The sequence below is a fragment of the Streptomyces spongiae genome, assembly GCF_009377185.1.
In the GTDB taxonomy this organism is placed as follows: Bacteria; Actinomycetota; Actinomycetes; order Streptomycetales; family Streptomycetaceae; genus Streptomyces; species Streptomyces spongiae.
The window spans coordinates 17618-38146 of sequence record NZ_VJZC01000022.1 but is presented as its reverse complement, the minus strand read 5'-3'; the positions used below and the strand labels follow the sequence as shown (position 1 = coordinate 38146).

General features: G+C 70.3%; 18 protein-coding genes and 1 riboswitch. Of the genes, 1 reads left to right on the top strand and 17 read right to left on the bottom strand.

Annotated elements, in window-relative coordinates; genetic code table 11:
• Positions 1-42: 42 nt before the first annotated feature.
• The 4 genes from FNH08_RS05935 to FNH08_RS05920 all read right to left on the bottom strand — a co-directional run bounded on the left by FNH08_RS05935 (position 43) and on the right by FNH08_RS05920 (position 5377).
• A complete protein-coding gene (locus FNH08_RS05935; RefSeq protein ID WP_322723803.1) occupies positions 43-828 on the bottom strand; it encodes an SGNH/GDSL hydrolase family protein in 786 nt (261 codons plus the stop codon).
• Positions 829-973: 145 nt separating this feature from the next.
• Positions 974-1690: a DUF6250 domain-containing protein gene (locus FNH08_RS05930; RefSeq protein WP_152770183.1), complete on the bottom strand. Its 717-nt coding sequence runs from the start codon at positions 1688-1690 to the stop codon at positions 974-976.
• A gap of 196 nt (positions 1691-1886) precedes the next feature.
• Positions 1887-2840, bottom strand: a complete 954-nt coding sequence (locus tag FNH08_RS05925) for a M23 family metallopeptidase (protein ID WP_152770182.1) — start codon at positions 2838-2840, stop codon at positions 1887-1889.
• A 2-nt stretch (positions 2841-2842) separates the two neighbouring features.
• A riboswitch (cyclic di-AMP (ydaO/yuaA leader) is annotated at positions 2843-3003 on the bottom strand.
• A gap of 301 nt (positions 3004-3304) precedes the next feature.
• Positions 3305-5377, bottom strand: coding sequence for an alpha-galactosidase (locus FNH08_RS05920; RefSeq protein ID WP_152770181.1), 2073 nt, complete (start codon positions 5375-5377; stop codon positions 3305-3307).
• Positions 5378-5579: 202 nt separating this feature from the next.
• Between FNH08_RS05920 and FNH08_RS05915 the strand changes: the two genes are divergently transcribed.
• A complete protein-coding gene (locus FNH08_RS05915) occupies positions 5580-6377 on the top strand; it encodes a tyrosine-protein phosphatase (protein WP_322723801.1) in 798 nt (265 codons plus the stop codon).
• An 18-nt stretch (positions 6378-6395) separates the two neighbouring features.
• Here the strand turns inward: FNH08_RS05915 and FNH08_RS05910 are convergent, their stop codons facing one another.
• The 13 genes from FNH08_RS05910 to hpnC form a co-directional block, all read right to left on the bottom strand.
• Entirely contained in the window at positions 6396-6518 is a 123-nt protein-coding gene (locus FNH08_RS05910; RefSeq protein WP_322723800.1) for a DUF6126 family protein, read from the bottom strand.
• Entirely contained in the window at positions 6515-7195 is a 681-nt protein-coding gene (locus tag FNH08_RS05905; RefSeq protein ID WP_152770179.1) for a helix-turn-helix domain-containing protein, read from the bottom strand. The genes FNH08_RS05910 and FNH08_RS05905 overlap by 4 nt, the downstream gene beginning before the upstream one ends.
• Positions 7196-7262: 67 nt before the next feature.
• The gene (locus FNH08_RS05900; protein ID WP_152770178.1) at positions 7263-8672 is read right to left on the bottom strand and encodes an aspartate aminotransferase family protein; all 1410 of its coding nucleotides are present in this window, start codon (positions 8670-8672) and stop codon (positions 7263-7265) included.
• On the bottom strand, positions 8669-10582 hold the full coding sequence (gene dxs / locus FNH08_RS05895; protein ID WP_322723798.1) for a 1-deoxy-D-xylulose-5-phosphate synthase: 1914 nt from the start codon (positions 10580-10582) through the stop codon (positions 8669-8671). The genes FNH08_RS05900 and dxs overlap by 4 nt, the downstream gene beginning before the upstream one ends.
• A 57-nt stretch (positions 10583-10639) precedes the next feature.
• Positions 10640-11797, bottom strand: coding sequence for a flavodoxin-dependent (E)-4-hydroxy-3-methylbut-2-enyl-diphosphate synthase (gene ispG, locus FNH08_RS05890; protein ID WP_152770177.1), 1158 nt, complete (start codon positions 11795-11797; stop codon positions 10640-10642).
• Positions 11798-11801: 4 nt separating this feature from the next.
• Positions 11802-12824 (bottom strand): adenosyl-hopene transferase HpnH, encoded by a 1023-nt coding sequence (gene hpnH, locus FNH08_RS05885; RefSeq protein ID WP_152770176.1) that lies wholly within the window; start codon positions 12822-12824, stop codon positions 11802-11804.
• Positions 12825-12829: 5 nt separating this feature from the next.
• The gene (locus FNH08_RS05880) at positions 12830-13474 is read right to left on the bottom strand and encodes a phosphorylase family protein (RefSeq protein WP_322723796.1); all 645 of its coding nucleotides are present in this window, start codon (positions 13472-13474) and stop codon (positions 12830-12832) included.
• 1 nt (position 13475) lies between these two features.
• Complete coding sequence (gene shc, locus FNH08_RS05875; RefSeq protein ID WP_152770175.1) at positions 13476-15566, bottom strand: squalene--hopene cyclase; 2091 nt, start codon at positions 15564-15566, stop codon at positions 13476-13478.
• A gap of 136 nt (positions 15567-15702) precedes the next feature.
• A complete protein-coding gene (locus FNH08_RS05870) occupies positions 15703-16839 on the bottom strand; it encodes a polyprenyl synthetase family protein (RefSeq protein ID WP_152770174.1) in 1137 nt (378 codons plus the stop codon).
• Positions 16839-18266 carry a hydroxysqualene dehydroxylase HpnE gene (gene hpnE / locus FNH08_RS05865; protein ID WP_152770173.1) on the bottom strand — a complete coding sequence of 476 codons (1428 nt, stop codon included), beginning with the start codon at positions 18264-18266 and terminating at the stop codon, positions 16839-16841. Before hpnE ends, FNH08_RS05870 begins: the two co-directional genes overlap by 1 nt.
• Positions 18263-18403 (bottom strand): DUF6380 family protein, encoded by a 141-nt coding sequence (locus FNH08_RS53925; protein ID WP_228033926.1) that lies wholly within the window; start codon positions 18401-18403, stop codon positions 18263-18265. Before FNH08_RS53925 ends, hpnE begins: the two co-directional genes overlap by 4 nt.
• Complete coding sequence (gene hpnD, locus FNH08_RS05860) at positions 18403-19365, bottom strand: presqualene diphosphate synthase HpnD (RefSeq protein WP_322723794.1); 963 nt, start codon at positions 19363-19365, stop codon at positions 18403-18405. Before hpnD ends, FNH08_RS53925 begins: the two co-directional genes overlap by 1 nt.
• Positions 19362-20264: a squalene synthase HpnC gene (gene hpnC, locus FNH08_RS05855; RefSeq protein ID WP_322723793.1), complete on the bottom strand. Its 903-nt coding sequence runs from the start codon at positions 20262-20264 to the stop codon at positions 19362-19364. The genes hpnD and hpnC overlap by 4 nt, the downstream gene beginning before the upstream one ends.
• Positions 20265-20529: the final 265 nt, after the last annotated feature.

Genomic DNA, 20529 nt, shown 5'->3' with positions numbered 1-20529 from the left:
GACACCGGCCCCGGAGCACGCGCCGAGACCGCGTCCCTCCCCTCAGACCACCGGCTCGATCCGCATCTTGATGTCGTCCGGTGACAGGGCCCCCTTGGCCACCACGCGGTCCCCGGAGGACTCGCCGCGCAGGCGGCGGCCGATCCAGGGGGCCAGGTACTCGCGGGCCCAGTGGATGTCGTCACGGCGGACCTCGAAGGTGCCGCGCGGTGGGAGGGGAGGCCAGGGCTGGTCGGGGTCGGCGGGGATCTCGATGCCCAGGACCTGTCCGGCCCGCAGCGCCACCCGCGTGTGCCCCTCGGGCGACAGGTGGAGCCGGTCGTCGTCCCAGGCGCGCCGGTCCTGGACGGTCTTCAGCGACCAGAGGTCCAGGACGGGGCAGCCGTACCGGTCGGCGACGGCCCGCACGTGACCGTTGTACGTGGCGATCTTGCCGCGCAGGTGCTTGAGGACGGGTATGCCCCGGGTGTCGAAGCCGGTGGTCACCATCACCGTGCCGACGGTGGAGGTGAGGTCGGCGACGGCACGCTCGAAGCGCTCGGCGACCTCGTCGGGGTCGGTGCCGGGCCGGATGATGTCGTTGCCGCCGGCGCAGAAGGAGACCAGGTCCGGGGCGAGTTCCCTCGCGCGCGGGAGCTGGTCCGCGACGACCTGGTCGAGCAGTTTCCCGCGTACGGCGAGGTTGGTGTAGTCGAAATCGCCTTCCGGGCGCCGGTCCGCGAGGAGTACCGCGAACCGGTCGGCCCAGCCGACGAACGCCCCGTCGGGGCCGGGGTCGCCGACGCCCTCGGTGAAGCTGTCCCCCACCGCCACGTACGACCCGATCACTGATCTGCTGTCATTCTTCGAATCGTGTGCCACATCGGGCCATGATTCACCGCGGGTTGTGAGCTACGCGACCGTAGGAAGGGGTTGACGGGCGGTGAGATAGGCCACTCGTCAAGCGTTGGTCAACTGCGGAATAAGCCTCACGTCAGGGGCGTTGAGCGAGCCGCCAGACCCGGAACCCGGTGATCCTGAAGTGGCTCCACGTGGTCCGGAAGGCGAAGTGCCCGCTCGTGTACGGCTCCGGGTCCTCGTAGTCGAAGACCAGTCGCCCGTTGTTCCACCACCGGACGGTGGAGCCGTCGGAGACGATCCGCACATGGTGGGGCTCGCCCGCGACCAGCAGGGGCTCCGTGTAGTCGTAGACCAACGGCCGTACACCGGCCTCTCCGACGTAACGGCGCAACCTCGTCGTGGTGTTGGTGTTGGCGCCGTAGCCCACGTAATAGGTCCTGAGGTAGTCGTACTCCGCGAGTGCGCCGCGCCGTTCGGTGGCGAAGATGTCGTCGGGTGACCGGACGTCGACGGCGTTCCAGAAGTTGTTGAGGTCGGACACGCGGTCGTTGGCGCCGCCCGCGGAGACCGGCGTGGCGGTGTACTCGATGACGTACGGGCCTTCGAGCCGTTTCCGGAACCAGACCGTGGCGCCGCTGGGCACGTCGATCTCCAGGACGCCGCGCGAGGCCGTGACGGTGCCTCCCTCCTGCAGTTCGGTGACCCACTGCCCGAGTCCGTGCCGGAAGTCGTCGGCCGCCATCAGCCGTCCACGGCGGTGGCGGGACATGGCGCTCGCCGCCGGCACCGGCGCCAGGGCCGCGAGGGCGGCACCGGCGGCGAGGGCTGTGAAGGCTCTGCGGGTGGTCATGACGCTCCTTCGGTTCGGCACTGACACCTGGCACGCAGCGCGTAGAAAGCGCACGGAAAGCGCTTGCAAAGGATCACTGTCCCCTGCCCGTGGTGCCACTGTCGATACACCGACCGGCCACGCCGGAAGGCCGGACCCCACAGATCATGGGGTCCGGCCTTCCGGTGCCGTCAGCGAAAGCGGAGCGCCGGCCGCGTCAGATGCTGACGCCCTTCGAGCGCAGGTAGGCCACCGGGTCGATGTCCGAGCCGTAGTCAGGGCCGGTGCGGATCTCGAAGTGCAGGTGCGGACCGGTGACGTTGCCGGTCGCGCCGGAGAGGCCGATCTCCTGGCCTTCGCTCACGCTCTGGCCCGCCGAGACGGAGAGCGAGGACAGGTGGCCGTACTGCGCGTAGTGGCCGTCGGCGAGCTGGATGACGACCTGGTTGCCGTACGCGCCACCCCAGCCGGCGGAGACGACCGTGCCCGCGCCGACGGCCTTGAGGCTGGTGCCGGTCGGGACGACGAAGTCGACACCGGTGTGGTAGCCGCTGGACCACATGCTGCCCGGGGTCTTGTAGGGGGTGCCCACGGTGGCGCCCTGGACGGGAAGCGTGAAGCCGGAGCCGCCGGTGTCCGCGCTCTGGGTGGTCGACGTGGTGGAGGTCGACTCCTTCGCGGGCGTCTCGGCCTTCTTCGGCGCGGCCTTCGGTGCGCTCTTCTTCGACTCGGCCGTCTTCGGCGAGGACGCGGTTCTGTCGGGCGCCTTGCCGCCGAGGGTGAGCTTCAGGCCCGGGTGGATCAGCGACGGGTCGGAGCCGACGGCCTCGCGGTTGTCCGCGTAGATCCTCTTCCAGCCGCCGGTGACGTCCTGCTCCTCGGCGATCTTGGCGAGGTAGTCTCCGCGGCGCACCGAATAGGTCCGCTTCGCGGTCTCCTTGGTGGCTGCCGACTTCTTCGCCTGCTCCGCGGCGGCCTTCTGGCTCTTCTCGGTGACGGTCTTCTGGGAAACCGCCGTCGTCTTCTGGGAAACGGAGTCCGCGGTCGCGGCATGGGCTCCGGTGGCCCCGATCAGCGGAAGCGCGAGTGCGGCGCCACCGGTTCCGGCGGCGGCTATCGAACGGGTGAAACGCTGGGACTTCGGGCGGCGATGCTTACCCCTCGCGGGCATGACTAATTCCTCTCCGGCGCCTACGAGGTGAGCTGTCGGGTTCGGACTGGAGATGCCCGGCCGTACTCGCGCACGGCTTAACCCCAAGCCTGTTCCGGAGACCGGAACAGGCGGTACTGCCTGTGGGTCCCCCGCTCCTGCCGTGCACGGGTGAGTATGCGGCTCCGGGCGGCGGCAGGATTGGGCGTCCGTCCGGATTGAGGGGAACGTAAGCGACTTAGGGACATCCGGACAACCTTTGGGCTTTCCTGTGCGTCTTCTCCCCCGGCCCTTTCAGGAATTCGCCGTCACTCTCCGTAAACGAGCGATCTTCCTCCTTTCTCAAACGTCCAGAGAATCCGCGCGCATTACGTGAACATGACGGCGACACAGCGTCACGGATATGACGCTGGTCACGCATCTTCGACCCACCCTGCTTTGTTCCAGGGCTACTTGGACTCAAGGCTTCATTTCGGACAGAACACTCAGATACGACGCAGCCGGATAACTGCCGCATCAAAGTCACCACGCAACCCCGCGGGCATCCCGTGATGCATCAGCACCGCACCTCGGTGAACTTCGCCCGATTCGCGGCATTCGTAAGTTTTCGTCGGCTCAAGACCCTGCAGCCGGAGTGGAGCCACCGGTTCTCCGTAGTGCTGGGCCTGGAGCCAGGCGAGGACGACGACCTCGTCGTCGAGGACGTACTGCACCGCACTCAGCCCGCCGGCCGGCGGCCGCAGCCGGAAGAGGTCGCCGCGCTGCACGACGGACCGGATCTCCTTGTAGAGCTCGACCCACTCGCGGGCCTCGGCGAGCTCCTCCTCACTCCACTTCGCGAGGTCACCGCCGACGCCGAGCACCCCCGCCATGGCACTGACGAACCGGAAGCGCAGGGAGCTGACCCGGTCGTTGAGCTGAGTGTTCGGGCTGTCGGTCACCCAGGCAGCCATGACCCGCGCCGGATGGATCTGACTGAAGCCGTGCTGGATGGCGAGCCGGTCGAGCGGGTCGGTGTTGTCGGAGGTCCACACCTGGTCCGTGCGCGCCATGACCCCGAGGTCGATACGCCCGCCGCCACCCGAGCAGGACTCGAAGGCGACGCCCGGGTGCGCGGCCCGCAGCCGGTCGAGCAGGCGGTAGAAGGCGTGCACGTGCTCGACCCACAGCTTCTGCGGGTACGGCTCACCGGGCCACCCGGCGTCGGTGAAGCAGCGGTTGAAGTCCCACTTCACGTAGTCGATGGGCGCACCGGAGAGCAGGTTGTCCAGCTTCTCCCAGAGGTACTCCTGGACGTCCTCGCGCGCGAGGTTCAGTACGAGCTGATTGCGGAATTCCGTCCGCTTTCGTCCCGGCTGGAACTGCACCCAGTCCGGGTGCGCCCGGTACAGGTCGCTGTCCGCGTTGACCATCTCGGGTTCGACCCAGATCCCGAACTGCATGCCGAGCGCGCGCACGTCCTCGGCGAGCGGCTTCAGTCCGGCCGGGAAACGGTCGGGGTTGGGTGTCCAGTCGCCGAGTCCCGCACGGTCGCTGGTCCGCTTGCCGAACCAGCCGTCGTCGACCACGAACAGCTCGACCCCCATGGCCGCGGCCCGCCGCGCCAGTTCGCGCTGCTGGTCCTCGGAGATGTCGAACTCCGTGGCCTCCCAGGAGTTGTAGAGCACCGGCCGGTCCTGCTCCGCGTGCGGGATGACGTACGCCCGCTGGTACGCGTGCCAGGCACGGCTCGCCCCGCCGAAGCCGCCGTCGCTCCACAGTCCCGCGAAGACGGGGGTGGTGTACGACTCGCCCGCCTCCAGGCGCAGCAGACCGGAGTCGTCGTAGCCGATACCGCCGGTGATCTGCACGCGCGCGTCGGGGAGTTGGGCCACGCAGACGCGCCAGGTGCCCGACCAGGCGAGCGCGCACCCGTAGACCTCGCCGCGCTCCTCGGTCGCCCCCTCGGTGTCGAGCGCGACCCAGGGCAGGTGCTGGTGGCCGGTGTGGCCGCGCCGGCTGCCGATCACCTGCTCACCGTAGGTGAGGTCCGTGCGGACGAGCTGCGACTCCGCGGCCCACCGGCCGTGCACCTGGGACAGCCGCCAGTCCTCGCGCAGCGGCAGCGTCCAGGTGGCGGAGTCGGCGCGCAGCACCTCCACCGCGGAGCCTTCGTTGGCGAGGGTCACCCAGCGCTCGACGACGTCGTGGCGCATCCGGTAGTGCAGCGTGATACCGAGCCCGCCGTCGGCGAACCGCAGCCGCAGTTCGTCGTCCTCGACCTCGTACGCGCTGAAGGTCCACTCGGTGCCGCGGATGCCGTCGGTACGGACCGACAGCGCGGGCCGTACGAAGCGGGGGCCGCCCTCGACCGGGTACTCCTCGAGTCCGTCGAGCTGGGACTCGAACCCCCGGTACGGGGGCAGCGGCCGGTCCGCGAGGACCTCGGCGTCGGCGAGCCCGATCCGCGGGCCCCAGTGGAGGTGCAGGAGGGTGTCGTCCTCGGTGAGAGACAGCGCGTAGCTGCTCGTGGGTCCCGAGAGCAGCCACGTGCGACCGTCTCCGCCGATCTCCAGCATCAAGCCTCCAACATATTCGAACACGTGCGATCAGGCATCAACATCAGGCTCCGACATCATCAAGTCAGCGGGGCCCCTTGGCAAACGGCTATGGGCAACCTGTGGACAACTCCGTGGCCTACGAAGCCATGTCGTATGGTCGAGGACGCAACGTCGGTGTGCGGAGCCGAGCACCGCCGGCGGCCGGATGGGAGGAGCCCCCGTGACGCAGCAGGTCCCGTCGACCGAGCCGGAGCTGACCGGAGTGCGGAACTTCCGTGACGTGGGGGGTCTGCCCACCGTGGACGGCCGGCGTGTGGCCCACGGGCGGCTGTTCCGCAGCGGTCACCTCGCGCACGCGACCGGCGAGGACGCCGCGTTCCTGTCCTCTCTGGGACTGCACACGATCTTCGACTTCCGCAACGCGGCCGACCAGAAGCTGGAGGGCCCGGACGTCGACCTGCCGGGCGTACGGAACGTCAACCTGCCGCTGACGGACCCGGCGGACGGCGCCGAGTTCTGGAAGATGGTCCGCGAGGGCGACCTGGACCAGCTGCGCGCCCTGCTCTCGGACGGTAAGGCGGCCGGACGCATGATCGGCTCGTACCGCACGATCATCAAACACCGCACGGCCGAACACTCCCAGGTGCTGCACGCGCTGGCCGAGGACAGCGTGCCCGCCCTGATGCACTGCGCGGCCGGCAAGGACCGCGCGGGCCTGTCGATAGCCGTGACGCTCCTCTCCCTGGGTGTGGAGCGCGACGCCATCGTGGCCGACTACCTGGAGTCGGCCGCCACCCACCGCCGCTACAAGGTGCACCGCAGCAGCACGTCGGCAAGTGCCTACTCCCCCGAGGTCATGGAGCTGCTCAACCCACTGTTCGACGCGCGGGCCGAGTACCTGGATGCGGCGTTCGAGACGATCGAGCAGACCTGGGGCGACGTGGACGCGTACCTGGAGCAGGGCCTGAAGGTCACGCCGGAGATCCGGGAGCGGCTGCGCGAACGGCTGCTGGACTGAGCGGAACGCCCCCGCGGCTCACTGCTTCGCGCCCGCCTCGAAGAGCAGATAGATGAAGGCCGCGAAGAGGTGGCCCACCGCGATGTAGATGATCAGCCGCACCCACAGGGCACGGGGGAACTTCTCTTCCATGTCGCTCACGGGGCTTCTCCGGTGGTCGTCGGCCCGAGGCACAGCGTGGCCGTCGGGCTCTGCAGCAGGGTGTGGACGAAGAGCAGATCGGAGCCGTCGTGGTCGGCGGCCGCGAGGCGGTGCGGGGTCAGCGAGTCGAAGTGGGCACTGTCCCCGGGCGCGAGCACGTGCGCGGTGTCCGCGAGGCGCAGCCGCAGCCGGCCCTTCAGGACGTACAGCCACTCCTCGCCGGGGTGGACGCGCACGATGTCGCCCTGTGAGCCGTACGGCACGTGCACGCGCAGGGCCTGCATGCCGCGCCCTGAGGCGCCCGCCTGCCAGTAGGTCCAGCCGCCCGCGGGCGTCGGCTCCATGTCGGCGGCGCGGACGACCGCGTCCCGTTCGGCGACCGTCTCGCCGAGCAGTTCCGACACCGTCGTACCGTAGACGCGCGCCAGCGCGAGCAGCATCGGCAGGGAGGGCTGGCGGCGTCCGGTCTCCAGCCGGGAGAGGTGCGCGGGTGACAGCCCGGCCGCCCGCGCCGCGGCCTCCAGCGTCAGGGAGGCGCGTCGGCGCAGGGTGCGCAGTTGTGGGGCGACGGCGGGGAGGTCGGCGGGGCCGGCCCCGGCGGACGACTGCTCGGCCCCCGTGGGCGGGTGTTCGGCCCCGGTGGACGGCTCCGGCTCGATGAGGCTCATGCCGTCCATTCAGCCGAATGATTGCCTCTGGGGCAAATTTATTGCCCCAGAGGCAAAGCACGCGGGGGGGGGTGACTCAGCGGTTGGCCACCGCCTGCTTCACCAGCGTCTTCCCGAAGTCCCACATCAGCCCGCTGCCGCTGTGCGCGTCGTCCATCACGTCGGTGAAGGCGTCGACGAAGCGGTCGACGTCCCGCTCGCCGATGACGAGCGGCGGGATCAGCTTGATGACTTCCAGGTGGTCGCCGGAGACCTGGGTGAGGATGCGGTGCCGCTGCAGCAGCGGTACGACCACCATCTGCGCGAACAGTCCCTTGCGCGCGGCCTGCAGCATGGTCCACCGGCTGCGCAGGCCCAGCGACTTCGGCTTCCCGAACTCGATGCCGATCATCAGACCCCGGCCGCGTACGTCGCTGAGCAGCTCGTACTTGTCGACGAGCGCCGCGAGCCGGGACTTCAGCTGCTCGCCGGTCGCGCGGGCGCCCGCGACGATCTGCTCGTTCTCCATGACCGACAGCACGGCGAGGCCCGCCGCCATGGCCTGGGCGTTGGAGCCGAAGCTCGCCGAGTGGACGAGGACGCGGTCGATCGACGAGTAGACCTTCTTGAAGATCCAGTCCTTGCCGAGGGTGGCGCCGACCGGTACGTAGCCGCCGGAGAGCGCCTTCGCCACACACACCAGGTCCGGCTCCACACCCTCCTCGTGCTGGTGGGCGTAGAAGTCACCGGTGCGTCCGAGCCCGGTCTGGATCTCGTCGGCGATGAGCAGTGCCTTGTGCTTGTGCAGCAGTTCCTGGGCGGCGCGCAGATAGCCGGCCGGGGCCTCGTGCACGCCCTTGCCCTGGATCGGTTCGACGATGAGGGCGGCGACGTCGCCCTTCTTCAGCTCCCGTGCCAGGGCGTCGAGATCGCCGAGCGGGACCGCCGTGTCGGGCAGCAGCGGCGCGAACCCGTCCCGGAAGCCCGACTCGCCGTTCACGGACAGCGAGCCGGTCGTCAGCCCGTGGAAGGCGTGGGCGCAGTACAGGATCCGCGGCTTCCCCGTCACGTACCGGGCGAACTTCAGCGCGGTCTCCACGGCCTCCGTACCGCTGTTGCCGAAGAACACCCGGTCCAGGTGCGGGCTGTGGGTGAGGAGCTTCTCGGCCAGGAGCCCCGGCAGCGGCTGGCAGTCGAAGCGGGTGAGGTCGGCGAGGGAGGCGTCGAGGACGTCGTGCAGCGCCTTGCGGACCACGGGGTGGTGGCGGCCCAGGCCCATCACCCCGAACCCGGCGAGCATGTCCAGGTAGTCGTTGCCGTCCGCGTCCCAGAAGTGCGCACCCTCGGCCCGCTCGTAGACCTTGTCGAAGCCGATGGTGTGCAGCATGCGCGGGAGCTGGTGGTTGAGGTGCCGGGCATGGAGCTCGTAGCGCTCGGCACCTCGCTCGGCCAGGAGTCTGCCGAGATCGAACTCCTCGGTCCCGGCTGCGGGTTCCGCGGTGGTCATTCCTGTTTCTCCTTGGCGAGTTTCTCCTTGGCGAGCTCGTCCTTGGCGGCCAGGCAGGCGCTGATCCGCCCGGCGATCTCGACCGGTGTGAGGCCGATGTCGGCCAGCACCTCACCCCGCTTGGCGTGCGCGAGGAACTGCTCCGGGATGCCGAACCGCCGTACGGGCACGTCCACGTCGGCGTCCCCGAGGGCCAGGGCGACCGCCGCGCCGACGCCGGACGCCCGGCTGTTGTCCTCCACCACGGCCACCACCTGGTGCTCGGCGGCGAGTCCGGGCAGCGAGGGGTCGACGGGCTTGACCCAGCGCGGGTCGAGGACGGTGCAGCCGACGCCGCGGGCCTGGAGCAGTTCGGCGGTCTGGAGGCAGACCGGCGCCATGACGCCGACGGCCACCAGCAGCACCTCCGGGCGGTTCGGCGAGCGGTGCAGCACGTCCATGCCGCCCACGTGGTCGACCGCGGGGATCTCAGGGCCCACCGACTCCTTGGGGAAGCGGACGAGCGTCGGCGCGTCGTCGACGGCGACCGCCTCGCGCAGTTGCGCGCGCAGCTGGTCGGCGTCGCGGGGCGCCGCGATGCGCAGCCCCGGGACGACCTGGAGGATCGACATGTCCCACATGCCGTTGTGCGAGGCGCCGTCGGCCCCCGTGACCCCGGCGCGGTCCAGCACGAAGGTCACCCCGCAGCGGTGCAGAGCGACGTCCATCAGGAGCTGGTCGAAGGCCCGGTTGAGGAAGGTGGCGTAGACGGCGACGACCGGATGCAGGCCGCCCGTGGCGAGTCCGGCGGCCGACACCGCGGCGTGCTGCTCGGCTATCCCCACGTCCCACACCCGCTCCGGGAACCGCTCCGCGAACTTGGCCAGTCCCACCGGGTGCAGCATGGCCGCCGTGATCGCCACGACGTCCTCGCGCTCCTCGCCGATCCGGACGATCTCGTCGCCGAACACCGAGGTCCAGGAGGGGCCGCCCGAGGGAGCGAGGGGCTCGCAGGTGAGCGGGTCCATCACGCCGACGGTGTGGAAGTGGTCCTCCTCGTGGGCGAGCGCGGGCTCGTACCCGCGGCCCTTCTCGGTCAGGCAGTGGACGAGGACGGGCCCGTGGAAGCGTTTGGCGCGCCTGAGCGCGGATTCCACGGCACCGGTGTCGTGTCCGTCGATCGGGCCGACGTACTTCAGGCCCAGGTCCTCGAACATGCCCTGGGGGGCGAAGGCGTCCTTGAAGCCCTTCTTCGCGCCGTGCAGCGACTCGTAGAGGGTGTGGCCGATGACCGGTGTGCCGAGCAGCACGTCCTTGCCCCAGGCCAGGACCTTCTCGTAGCTGTCGGTCGTGCGCAGGGTCGCGAGGTGGTTGGCGAGGCCGCCGATGGTCGGGGCGTAGGACCGCTCGTTGTCGTTGACGACGATGATCAGCGGTCGGTTCTTGGCGGCCGCGATGTTGTTGAGCGCCTCCCACGCCATGCCGCCGGTGAGGGCGCCGTCGCCGATGACCGCGACGACATGGCCTTTCTCCCCCTGCACCTGCCGGGCCTTGGCGAGGCCGTCCGCCCAGCCGAGGGCGGTGGAGGCGTGGCTGTTCTCGATGACGTCGTGCTCGGACTCCTCGCGGGAGGGGTAGCCGGACAGGCCGCCCTTGCCGCGCAGCTTGGAGAAGTCCTGACGGCCGGTCAGCAGCTTGTGCACATAGCTCTGGTGGCCGGTGTCCCACAGGATGCGGTCGACGGGTGACTCGAAGACCCGGTGGAGGGCGATGGACAGTTCCACCACCCCCAGGTTGGGCCCCAGGTGCCCGCCAGTCCTGGCGACCGCGTGCACCAGGAACTCCCTGATCTCGTCGGCCAGTTCACCGAGTTCCGCCTCGGACAGCGCCTTCAGGTCGCGTGGTCCCCGGATGGTCTCCAGAATCGTCACGCTCGGGCCCCCTCTCGGTTGGTGCTGTTCAACCCGTGCTGTTCAACCCGTGCTTGTTCACCTCACGGTGACGGCCGGTTCCCCCGACGCGACGCCGTCCTTCTCCATCTGCTCCGCAATCTTCATCGCCTCGTCGATCAGGGTCTCCACGATTTTCGACTCGGGCACGGTCTTGATGACCTCGCCCTTCACGAAGATCTGACCCTTGCCGTTGCCGGAGGCCACCCCCAGGTCCGCTTCACGGGCCTCTCCTGGACCGTTCACGACGCAGCCCATGACCGCGACCCGCAACGGCACCTCCATCCCCTCCAGACCGGCCGTGACCTCGTCGGCCAGCCGGTACACGTCGACCTGCGCGCGCCCGCACGACGGACACGACACGATCTCCAGCCGCCGCTGCCTGAGGCCCAGGGACTCGAGGATCTGGATCCCGACCTTGACCTCCTCGACGGGCGGCGCGCTCAACGACACCCGGATCGTGTCGCCGATGCCCTCACTGAGCAGCGCCCCGAAGGCCACGGCCGACTTGATGGTGCCCTGGAACGCCGGACCGGCCTCGGTCACCCCCAGGTGCAGCGGGTAGTCGCACTGGGCGGCCAGCTGCCGGTAGGCGCCCACCATCACCACCGGGTCGTTGTGCTTGACCGAGATCTTGATGTCCCGGAAGTCGTGCTCCTCGAAGAGCGACGCCTCCCACAGCGCGGACTCGACCAGCGCCTCGGGCGTGGCCCTGCCGTACTTCTTCAGCAGCCGTTTGTCGAGCGAGCCGGCGTTGACACCGATGCGGATCGGGGTGCCGTGGTCCTTGGCGGCCCGCGCGATCTCCTTCACCTTGTCGTCGAACTGCTTGATGTTGCCGGGGTTCACCCGCACCGCCGCGCAGCCCGCCTCGATCGCGGCGAACACGTACTTCGGCTGGAAGTGGATGTCCGCGATCACCGGGATCTGCGACTTGCGGGCGATCGTGGCGAGCGCGTCCGCGTCGTCCTGCGTGGGGCAGGCCACGCGCACGATCTGGCAGCCGGACGCGGTGAGCTCCGCGATCTGCTGCAGGGTGGCGCCGATGTCCGACGTACGCGTCGTCGTCATCGACTGCACCGACACCGGGGCCCCGCCCCCCACGGCCACCGGACCGACCTGGATCTGCCGCGAGACGCGGCGCTCGGCGATCGGCCGGACGGGCACTTCGGGAACGCCCAGGGATACGGCAGTCATGACATCACCCGTTGCTTCCGGAGACGGTCTCGCGCATGGCGCGCAGCGACTCCTTCAGGGACCCCATGGTGGCGAGGACGGCGGTCGGCTCGTAGCCGCAGTGGGCCATGCAGTTGGCGCACCGCGGGTCCTTGCCGCGGCCGTACTTGTCCCAGTCGGTCTCCTCGATGAGCTCCCGGTACGTCGGCACGTACCCGTCGCTCATCAGGTAGCAGGGCCGCTGCCAGCCGAACAGCGAGTAGTTGGGGATGGCCCACGCCGTGCACGGGAAGTCGACCTTGCCCTCGAGGAAGTCGAGGAACAGCGGCGAGTGGTTCAGCCGCCAGCGGCGCCGGTTGCCGCCCGCGAAGGCCTTCCTGAACAGCTCGCGGGTCTGCTCCACGCCCAGGAAGTGCTCCTGGTCGGGCGCCTTCTCGTAGGCGTAGGCGGGCGAGATCATCATCTCGTCGACCTTGAGGTCGTCGTTGAGGTAGTTGAGCACCTCGATGATGGTCTGCGGGGTGTCGGTGTTGAAGAAGGTCGAGTTGGTGGTCACCCGGAAGCCGCGCTTCTTGGCCTCCTTGATGGCCTCCACGGCCTCGTCGAACACTCCCTCCTTCGCCACCGACTCGTCGTGCCGCTCGCGCAGCCCGTCGATGTGCACGGCGAAAGCGAAGTACGGCGACGGCTCGAACCTGTCCATCTTCTTGCGCATCAGCAGCGCGTTGGTGCACAGGAAGACGTACTTCCGCCTGGCCACCAACTGCCGCACGATCTCGTCGATCTGAGGGTGCATCAGGGGCTCGCCGCCCGCGATGGACACCATCGGCGCCCCGGACTCGAGCACCGCTCCCACAGCCTGCGCCACCGGCATGCGCTGCTTGAGGACTCCGGCCGGGTGCTGGATCTTGCCGCAGCCCTCGCACTTCAGGTTGCAGGCGAAGAGCGGTTCCAGTTCGACGATGAGGGGAAACTTGTCCCGCCGACGGACTTTCTGTTCAAAGAGATATGTCGCGACCTTGATGGACTGTCGGAGCGGCATGGCCATCTGGCTCACCTCCTGGGGAGCGGCAAAGATCGGTGCCATTCGAAGAAAGCGGGAACGACGGCACGAAGAACACGGAAAGCTGATATTCCACCGCGCACCGTGCCGATCCGGACGAGTTCATGTTCTGGAGCGTCCACGACCACCCGGACGGCCGCAACCGGGCGTGCTCCCTGGCGCAGGGCGCTGTGGAGCGTGGCGGCGGACTCCATGTCGACGGCGATCGCGCCGGTCGCGCGCATCTCCGACCGTTCGTGCCCGCGTACGACGTGGTCCGAACCGGTGAGCGGACCGGTGTGCACGGTGCGCCCGGGCACGGCCCGCACCAGCTCCTTGACCAGCAGGTCGGTGCCCTCGCACGGCGTGGTGGCGCCGTCCGGGCCCCGGGTCTCCTCGGCGACGACCAGGTCACCGGGGTGCATGCCCGGCGCGAGTCCGGCGCAGAAGCCGGTGGCCAGGACGACGGCGCCGCGCAGCGCCGGATCACCGAGCGCCCGGGTGACCGAGCGTTCGGTGGCCCTGGGCCCCATGCCGGTGCGCAGCACGGTGACCGGGCCCCCGGCGCTGCCGCGGTCGGCGCCGCGCAGGGCGAGCCGCTCGATGCCGAGCGCGCAGGCGATCAGCAGCGGGGCCGGGGCGGGAGCGTCACTCACGTCAGCTCCCCTGGGCCGGAGCGCTTGTCGTGTCGGCCTTGCCGGTGCCGTCGCTGCGGTCGGAGCCGTCGCTGCGGTCGGAGCCGTCGCTGTGGTCGGTCTTCTCGCTGAACGGCTCCCCGTGGACGTACCGGCCCAGCGCGGTCAGCGGGAAGACCTGCCGGTAGAGGTGGTAGTTGATCGAGAAGTCCCAGGGGAAGCCGGTCCCGGTGAAGTACGGCTCGTCCCAGGAGCCGTCCTCCCGCTGCGTGCCCGCGAGCCATTCGATCCCGCGCTCCACGGTCTTGGCCTCCCGCTCCCCCGCCGCCAGCAGCGCGAGCAGGGCCCACGCGGTCTGGGAGGCGGTGGAGGCGCCCTTGCCGCTCCACCCGGCGCTGTCGCGGTAGGAGCGCAGGTCCTCGCCCCAGCCGCCGTCGTCGTTCTGCACGGTCTCCAGCCAGGCGACAGCCCGGCGGATCGCGGGGTGCGAGGCGGGCAGCCCCGCGGCCACCAGCGCCGGGACCACCGACCCGGTGCCGTACACGTAGTTGACGCCCCAGCGCCCGAACCACGAGCCGTTCGGCTCCTGTTCGGCGAGCAGCCACTCGATGCCGCGGCGGGTGCGCTCGTCGTGGGCGAGCCCCTCGACGGCCAGCATCTCCACGACGTGCGCGGTGACATCGGCCGACGGCGGGTCGATGACCTCACCGAAGTCGCAGAACGGGAGCTTGTTGGGGAACGGGCTGGTGTTGTCGACGTCGAAGGCGCCCCACGCGCCGTTCTTCGACTGCATGCCGAGGTTCCAGCGCACTCCGCGCGCGATGGCCTTGTCGACACCCTCCGGGTCGGGGTGCTTGACGCGGCGCAGCGCGAGGACGACCTCGGCGGTGTCGTCGATGTCGGGGTAGTTGTCGTTGTGGAACTCGAAAGCCCAGCCGCCCGGCGGGAGTTGAGGTCTCCTCACCGCCCAGTCGCCGGGCCGGACGATCTCCTCGCCGAGCATCCAGTCCACGGCCTTCACCAGCTGCGGGTGGTCGGCGGGCAGCCCGGCGTCGGCGAGCGCGATGGTCGCGAGGCAGGTGTCCCACACCGGCGACTGGCAGGCCTCGATCATGCGGGCCCCGTCCTCGCGCCACACGGCGAACCGGTCCAGGGACTCCAGCCCCGCGCGCATCACGGGGTGCTGGAGGTCGTAGCCGAGCAGGTGCAGGGCGATGACCGAGTACACGGCCGGGGGCTGGATGCCGCCCCAGCAGCCGTCGTTCTCCTGCCGCTCGATGATCCAGCGGGCCGCGCTGTTCATGGCCGCCTTGCGCAGTCTCTTCAGGGCGACCTTGTGGTAGCCGTGCAGGACCTTGTCGAGGCGTTGGAAGACGCCGTCCCAACTCGCCGCGGGGGCGAGGGGTTTGATCGGGTTCGGACGGCCGGGGTCGGTGTGGAGCTCGTCGAGCGGGAAGGGCGCGGGCCGCACCGGCCGCTTCGCCGAGACGACGGTCAGAGGCACTATGGTCTGCCGCGCCCAGCACCCGAAGTCGTAGATGTTGAGCGGCATCCACTTCGGGAAGTAGATGAGCTCCGGCGGGAGTTCGGGCAGGTCCTCCCACTTCCACCAGCCGAACAGGGCGAGCCAGATCCGGGTGAAGACGCGCGACGCGGCGATGCCGCCCTGGTCGCGGATCCACTGGGACGCCTTCGCCATGTGCGGGGCGTCCGGGGCGTCTCCGGCGAGGCGCAGGGCGACGTACGCCTCGATGGTGGTGGAGAGTTCCCCGGGGCCGCCGAAGAAGGTGGTCCAGGTGCCGTCCTCGCGCTGCTCACCGCGGATGAAGAGGGCCGCGGCGTGCGTGGTCTTCTCGTCGCGGATACCCAGGAACTGACGGAGGAGCAGGTCCTCGGCGTCCATGGTGACGTTGGTCTCCAGGTCGCCCTTCCACCAGCCCTGGGCGTCCTGGCGCGAGAGCAGGAAGTCGGTGGCGCGCCCCATGGCGCGCTCGGCGGCATCCGGGACCCCTGCCGCCTCCGGGGGGTCGATGTCGGTTTCGGAGTCGGTTTCGCTGGCCGAGGCAGCTCGGGGCGGTGGTGCCCCGGTGCTTCCGTCGGTCGTCGCTGTCATGGCTTCCCCTTCGTGCAGTGGCATGTCTCTGCTGTGGGTCCGCCGTCGGCCGATGCTCTTCCCGTGCCCGAGGCACCGGCCGGCGACTACGCGAGGCTTATTCGACCGATAGGGATCATCTCTTCCCCCGTAGTGCTCATCTCTTTCGTACGACGACGAAGTCGGCCAGCGCGACGAACTGGGCTCGCACGCGGTCCGGCATCCGGATCTCGTCCAGGGCGTCGAGGGCGATCCGGTGCTGGCGGCGCGCCTCCTCGGCGGTCCAGTCGCGTCCTCCGGCCTCCTCGATGAGGGCCGCGCGGGCGGCGAACTCCTCCTCGGAGAAGTTCTCGAAGTCGCTGCTCTTGGCGTCGGCGGCGAGGATCTCACCGAGCCGCTCGGAGGCCTGGCCGCCCGCCGCGAGCGCGGCCACCACCGGCAGGGACTTCTTGCGCTGGCGCAGGTCGCTCCAGGTCTGCTTGCCGGTGGCCACCGGGTCGCCCCAGATGCCCAGCAGGTCGTCGACGGCCTGGAAGGCGAGGCCGAGGTGGTAGCCGTACTTCTCCAGCGTGTCGGCCGTGTGGTCGTCGGCGCCGCCCAGGACCGCGCCGATCGAGCAGGCACAGGCGAGGAGGGCGCCGGTCTTGTTGCCCTCCATCTCCAGGCACTCCGCGACGCTGACGCGGTCGCGGTGCTCGTAGGAGATGTCCTGGGCCTGGCCGTCGATGAGGGCGCGGGTGGCCGTGGTCAGCCGACGGGTGGCACGCCCGGCCTCGACGGTGCCGAGCTCCAGGAGGATCTCGTTGGCGAGCGCCATGAGGGCGTCGCCGACGAGGATGGCCTGGGCCGGGCCGTGCACCTTCCAGACGGTGTCGCGGTGGCGGCGCTGCTCGTCGCCGTCCATCAGGTCGTCGTGCAGCAGCGAGAAGTTGTGCACCAGCTCGACCGCGACCGCGCCGGGGATGCCGACCTCGGGGGCCGCCTCGGTGACCTCGGCGGACAGCACGGCGAGCGCGGGACGTACGGCCTTGCCGCCGTCGCCGTCGGCGGGGTTGCCCTCGGCGTCGATCCAGCCGAAGTGGTAGGCGGCGACCGTGTCCATGGGCGGCGCCAGTCGGTCGACGGCCGCCCGCAGCACCGGGGTGGCCAGGGTCCGGCCGCGCTCCAGGAGCGCGGTCACGTCCACCGCGGTCTCTCGCGCGGCCGTGGAGGCCGGGGGCACAGTGGGCACAGTCTCTCCTCTTGTTGCGGTGCGGAAGGTGCGGGGGTCTGCCTCGCTTCGCTCGTCGAGCATCAAGCTGCCTCCTCTGCGTCGAAGAGGTGATCGCGAGGCCGGCCCAGGGCGCCCAGTGCGGCGTCCGCCGCGCTGACGCCACTGCGGACCGCACTCTCCATGGTCGCGGGCCACCCTGTGGCGGTCCACGCTCCGGCCAGGTACAGACCGGGGGCCTTGGTGCGGGCGCCGGGCCGCAGCCGCCCGACGCCGGGAGTGGGAGCGAACGTCGCCGTGCGCTCCCGGGTCACGAAGAAGTCCCGCACACCCGCGCCGCGCGTGGCGGGCAGCAGCCGCTCCAGCTCCGGCAGGTACCGCTCCCGCAGGACGGACACGGGTGCGTCGATCTCGTCCCGCGCCGCCGACTGCGACAGCGCCAGGTACTGGCCCTCGCTCAGCCCGGACGCCGCGGTCCGGTCGAAGACCCACTGCACCGGGGTGCCGAGCGCCGCGAAGAACGGCTTGTCGAGCACCTTCCGGCCGTACACCACATGGATGTTGAGGATCGGCGCCGTGCCGATCTCCAGCAGCCGCCCGGGGTGGTCCAGTGCGCCCGCGGGCAGCAGGTCGTGCGCCTCGCGCTGCGGTACGGCGAGGACGACGGCGTCCGCGTCGAGGGTCTCGCCGGGAACCTGAACCGCCCAACGCCCGTTTCCGTGAGAGGAGATGGAGGTGACGCGTGTACGGAGTTCCGTGCGGACGCCCGCCGAGTCGAGCGCCTTGCCGGCCAGGCGGTCGTGCACTTCGCCCAGTGGGACGCGTGCCCAGCCGATGTCGGCCGCGCCCGGGGCGGACAGCAGACCCGTCTTGAACACCATCGCGGCGAGCCCGAGGGAGGCGTCCTCGGCCACCGCGTTGAGGGTGGCGACCCCCACGAGGTCCCACAGTGCCTCGACGGCACGCGCCGACTGACCGTGCGCGGCCAGCCAGCTGCCGAAGTCCTGCGTGTCCAGCGCGGGATCCGCGAGGTCGAGCGCCTTGAGCGCCAGTGCGGCACGCCCCACACTGGCGCGCTCGGCGAGCGAGAGGTGCGGGTACGTGGCGAGGCTGCGCCCCAGATGCAGCGGTACGGGCAGCGCGTCGCGCCGCAGTCTCCCGAGCCGCCGCCCGGGGCGGGCCCCGGCATCGAGGACGGGCACGTCGAGACGGTCCTGCAAGGGAGCGAGCGCACTCCCGTCGACGCGGTCGAGGAACCAGCGGTAGGCGGTGCAGCAGCGCAGGTACACGTGCTGTCCGTTGTCGACGGTCAGGTCGCCGCGCTGGAAGGAGAAGGCGAGCCCGCCGAGCCGTGGCCGCCCTTCGAGCAGGGCGACCCGCACTCCGGCGTCCGCCAGCGACAGCGCGGCGGTGATCCCGGCGAGCCCGCCGCCGACCACCACGGCCGTCCTCACGGGACGGGCCGGGCTGTCCGCGTCGAGCGGCCCCTCGGGCCGTGTGCCGTCGGTCATCGTGCGCCCTCCCCCGCGGCGCGACCGTGGTGCGTGAACGCTCCACGGCAGGCCGTCGCAGTCTGGGACGCGGCCGGGCAGCGGAGGGTTGCGTGCCGCTTTTCACCGCTGGAGTCACCTTGGACCGGATTGTCCATCAGACGCGCCTCCTGACGGCCCGGCTGACGGTCCGGCGGGTCACATGGCGGGCGTCGAGCCCGGACAGCCCGCGCACGGCGACGTACGCCTTCTCCCGCCCGGGCAGCGAGACGCGGCCGCGCAGCACGGCCTCCGGCTCGCGCTCGATACGGTCGAGGAGGCGGCGGTAGATGCCGGCCATGGCGGCGACACAGGCGCCGCTGCGCCGGTCGAGCATGGGCAGCAGCCGGTAGCCCTCGGCGAAGAGAGCGCGGGCCCGGCGCACTTCGAAGTGGACGAGGCCCGCGAAGTCGGAGTCGGGCGATGGGATCCGCCGTCTGAATCCTGCCGAGCAGCCGAACTTGGCGAGGTCGTCGGCGGGCAGATAGGTGCGCCCGCCCTGGGCGTCCTCGCGAACGTCCCTGAGGATGTTGGTGAGTTGCAGCGCGAGGCCCAGCGTGTCGGCGTACTCGGGCGCGCGCTCGGCGCCGCGCGCTCCCGGTTCCGTACCGAACACGCCCAGCGAGACACGGCCGATGGCTCCGGCCACGCAGCGGCAGTAGACCTTGAGGTCGTCCCAGGTCTCGTAGGTCTCGCCGCGGACGTCCATCAGGACGCCGTCGATGAGTTCGTCGAGGCCGCCGAGCGGGATCGGGAACTGCTCGCTCGCGTGCGCGAGGGCGACCGCGACGGGGTCGGTCTCGTCCTCGTCGACACCGCCCTCGCGGACTCTGCCGAGCAGCGCCCGGGTGTCCTCGAGTCGGGCCACCTTGACGTCGGGGGAGAGCGCGCCGTCGCCGATGTCGTCGACGCGTCGCGAGAACGCGTAGACCGCGGACATCGCGCGGCGCTTGGGCGTCGGCAGCAGTCTGATGCCGTACGCGAAGTTTCGGGCCTGCTGTCCGGTGACGGCCTCGCAGTAGCTGTAGGCGGCGAGTACCGGTGCGGACGCGTGTGGCTCTGGCTCCACCGTCCGGATCACCCCTCTCCTCGCAGAGTCACGCCCACCTCGCGCAGCAGTCGGAGCTTGCCGGGCTTGGGCGGGCCGGGAAGTACGTCGTATTCGGCGGCGGCGATCGCACGGATCGCCGCCCTTCCCCCCGCCACGAACCCCGCAAGCAGCAGCCTCAGCCTGCCGTGGACGCTACCCACCAGGGGGGTGCCTTCATTCAGCAGGTCACGGGCGCGTTCTGCTTCGTATGCGACCAGTGCGCGCACCGATGCGCCTGCCGTGGTCGCGGCGAGATCCGCCTCCTGGACATGAAAGCGCTTCATGTCCTCGGCGGGCAGATAGACACGGTCGCGGCCGAGGTCCTCGGCCACGTCCTGGAGGTGTTCGACGATCTGCAGGGCCGTGCAGATCGCGTCGGAGCGGCGTACGCGCTCGGGGGTGGAGGTGCCGGTGACGGCGAGGACGAGGTGGCCGACGGGGTTGGCGGACAGTTCGCAGTAGGCGAGGAGGTCGTCGTACGTCTCGTACCGCTGGACGACCTGGTCCTGACGGTTGGCGGCGATCAGGCCGAGGAAGGGCTCGGGTGCCAGGGAGCGGCGACGGACGGTGCGCTGGAGGCGGCGCAGCAGCGGGTGACGGGGGCTGCCGTCGAACACGCGGCGCAGGTCGGCCTCGAAGGCGTCCAGCAGGACCATCCGGTCCTCCGCCTCCCCGGGGGACACGCCCAGCAGTCGGGCGTCGGCGCCGCCGGGCGTGAGGTCGCCGTCACCGATGTCGTCGACGAGGCGGGCGAAGCCGTAGACGGCCATGAGGTCGACGCGCCAGGCCCTGGGCAGGAAGAACGGTGCCACGGGGAAGTTCTCGGACGTGGCCTTGTCGAGGGTGTCGCGCTCCGGGTCGCCGGTGCGCGCCGTCCCGGCTTCGGTCACCGCTCGTCACCCGGCGCGGGGACGGCACGAGCGTCGCGGAGGTGGGGAGTTTCCGTAGCCATTGCCGTCACATCTCCCGTTCTACACTGCCGAACCAATACACACTATTTCGGACACGCCGCCCGGCTGTCGGCTCGGTGCGGCGGGTGCCGGGTGTCGCGCATTATGGCCCTACTTGCCGTGATTCGGCACCGGTACAGCTTACGTTGTACAACGTGACAGGTTCCGTCGGGGTGTCCTGCACATCACAACAACACACCGATTG

Bases quoted from the DNA above. Each gene is read 5' to 3' on its own strand.
- FNH08_RS05930 (WP_152770183.1), bottom strand. From the start codon at position 1,690: ATGACCACCCGCAGAGCCTTCACAGCCCTCGCCGCCGGTGCCGCCCTC.
- FNH08_RS05925 (WP_152770182.1), bottom strand. From the start codon at position 2,840: ATGCCCGCGAGGGGTAAGCATCGCCGCCCGAAGTCCCAGCGTTTCACC.
- FNH08_RS05920 (WP_152770181.1), bottom strand. From the start codon at position 5,377: ATGCTGGAGATCGGCGGAGACGGTCGCACGTGGCTGCTCTCGGGACCC.
- FNH08_RS05905 (WP_152770179.1), bottom strand. From the start codon at position 7,195: ATGGACGGCATGAGCCTCATCGAGCCGGAGCCGTCCACCGGGGCCGAA.
- FNH08_RS05900 (WP_152770178.1), bottom strand. From the start codon at position 8,672: ATGACCACCGCGGAACCCGCAGCCGGGACCGAGGAGTTCGATCTCGGC.
- ispG (WP_152770177.1), bottom strand. From the start codon at position 11,797: ATGACTGCCGTATCCCTGGGCGTTCCCGAAGTGCCCGTCCGGCCGATC.
- hpnH (WP_152770176.1), bottom strand. From the start codon at position 12,824: ATGGCCATGCCGCTCCGACAGTCCATCAAGGTCGCGACATATCTCTTT.
- shc (WP_152770175.1), bottom strand. From the start codon at position 15,566: ATGACAGCGACGACCGACGGAAGCACCGGGGCACCACCGCCCCGAGCT.
- FNH08_RS05870 (WP_152770174.1), bottom strand. From the start codon at position 16,839: ATGCTCGACGAGCGAAGCGAGGCAGACCCCCGCACCTTCCGCACCGCA.
- hpnE (WP_152770173.1), bottom strand. From the start codon at position 18,266: ATGACCGACGGCACACGGCCCGAGGGGCCGCTCGACGCGGACAGCCCG.
- FNH08_RS53925 (WP_228033926.1), bottom strand. From the start codon at position 18,403: ATGGACAATCCGGTCCAAGGTGACTCCAGCGGTGAAAAGCGGCACGCA.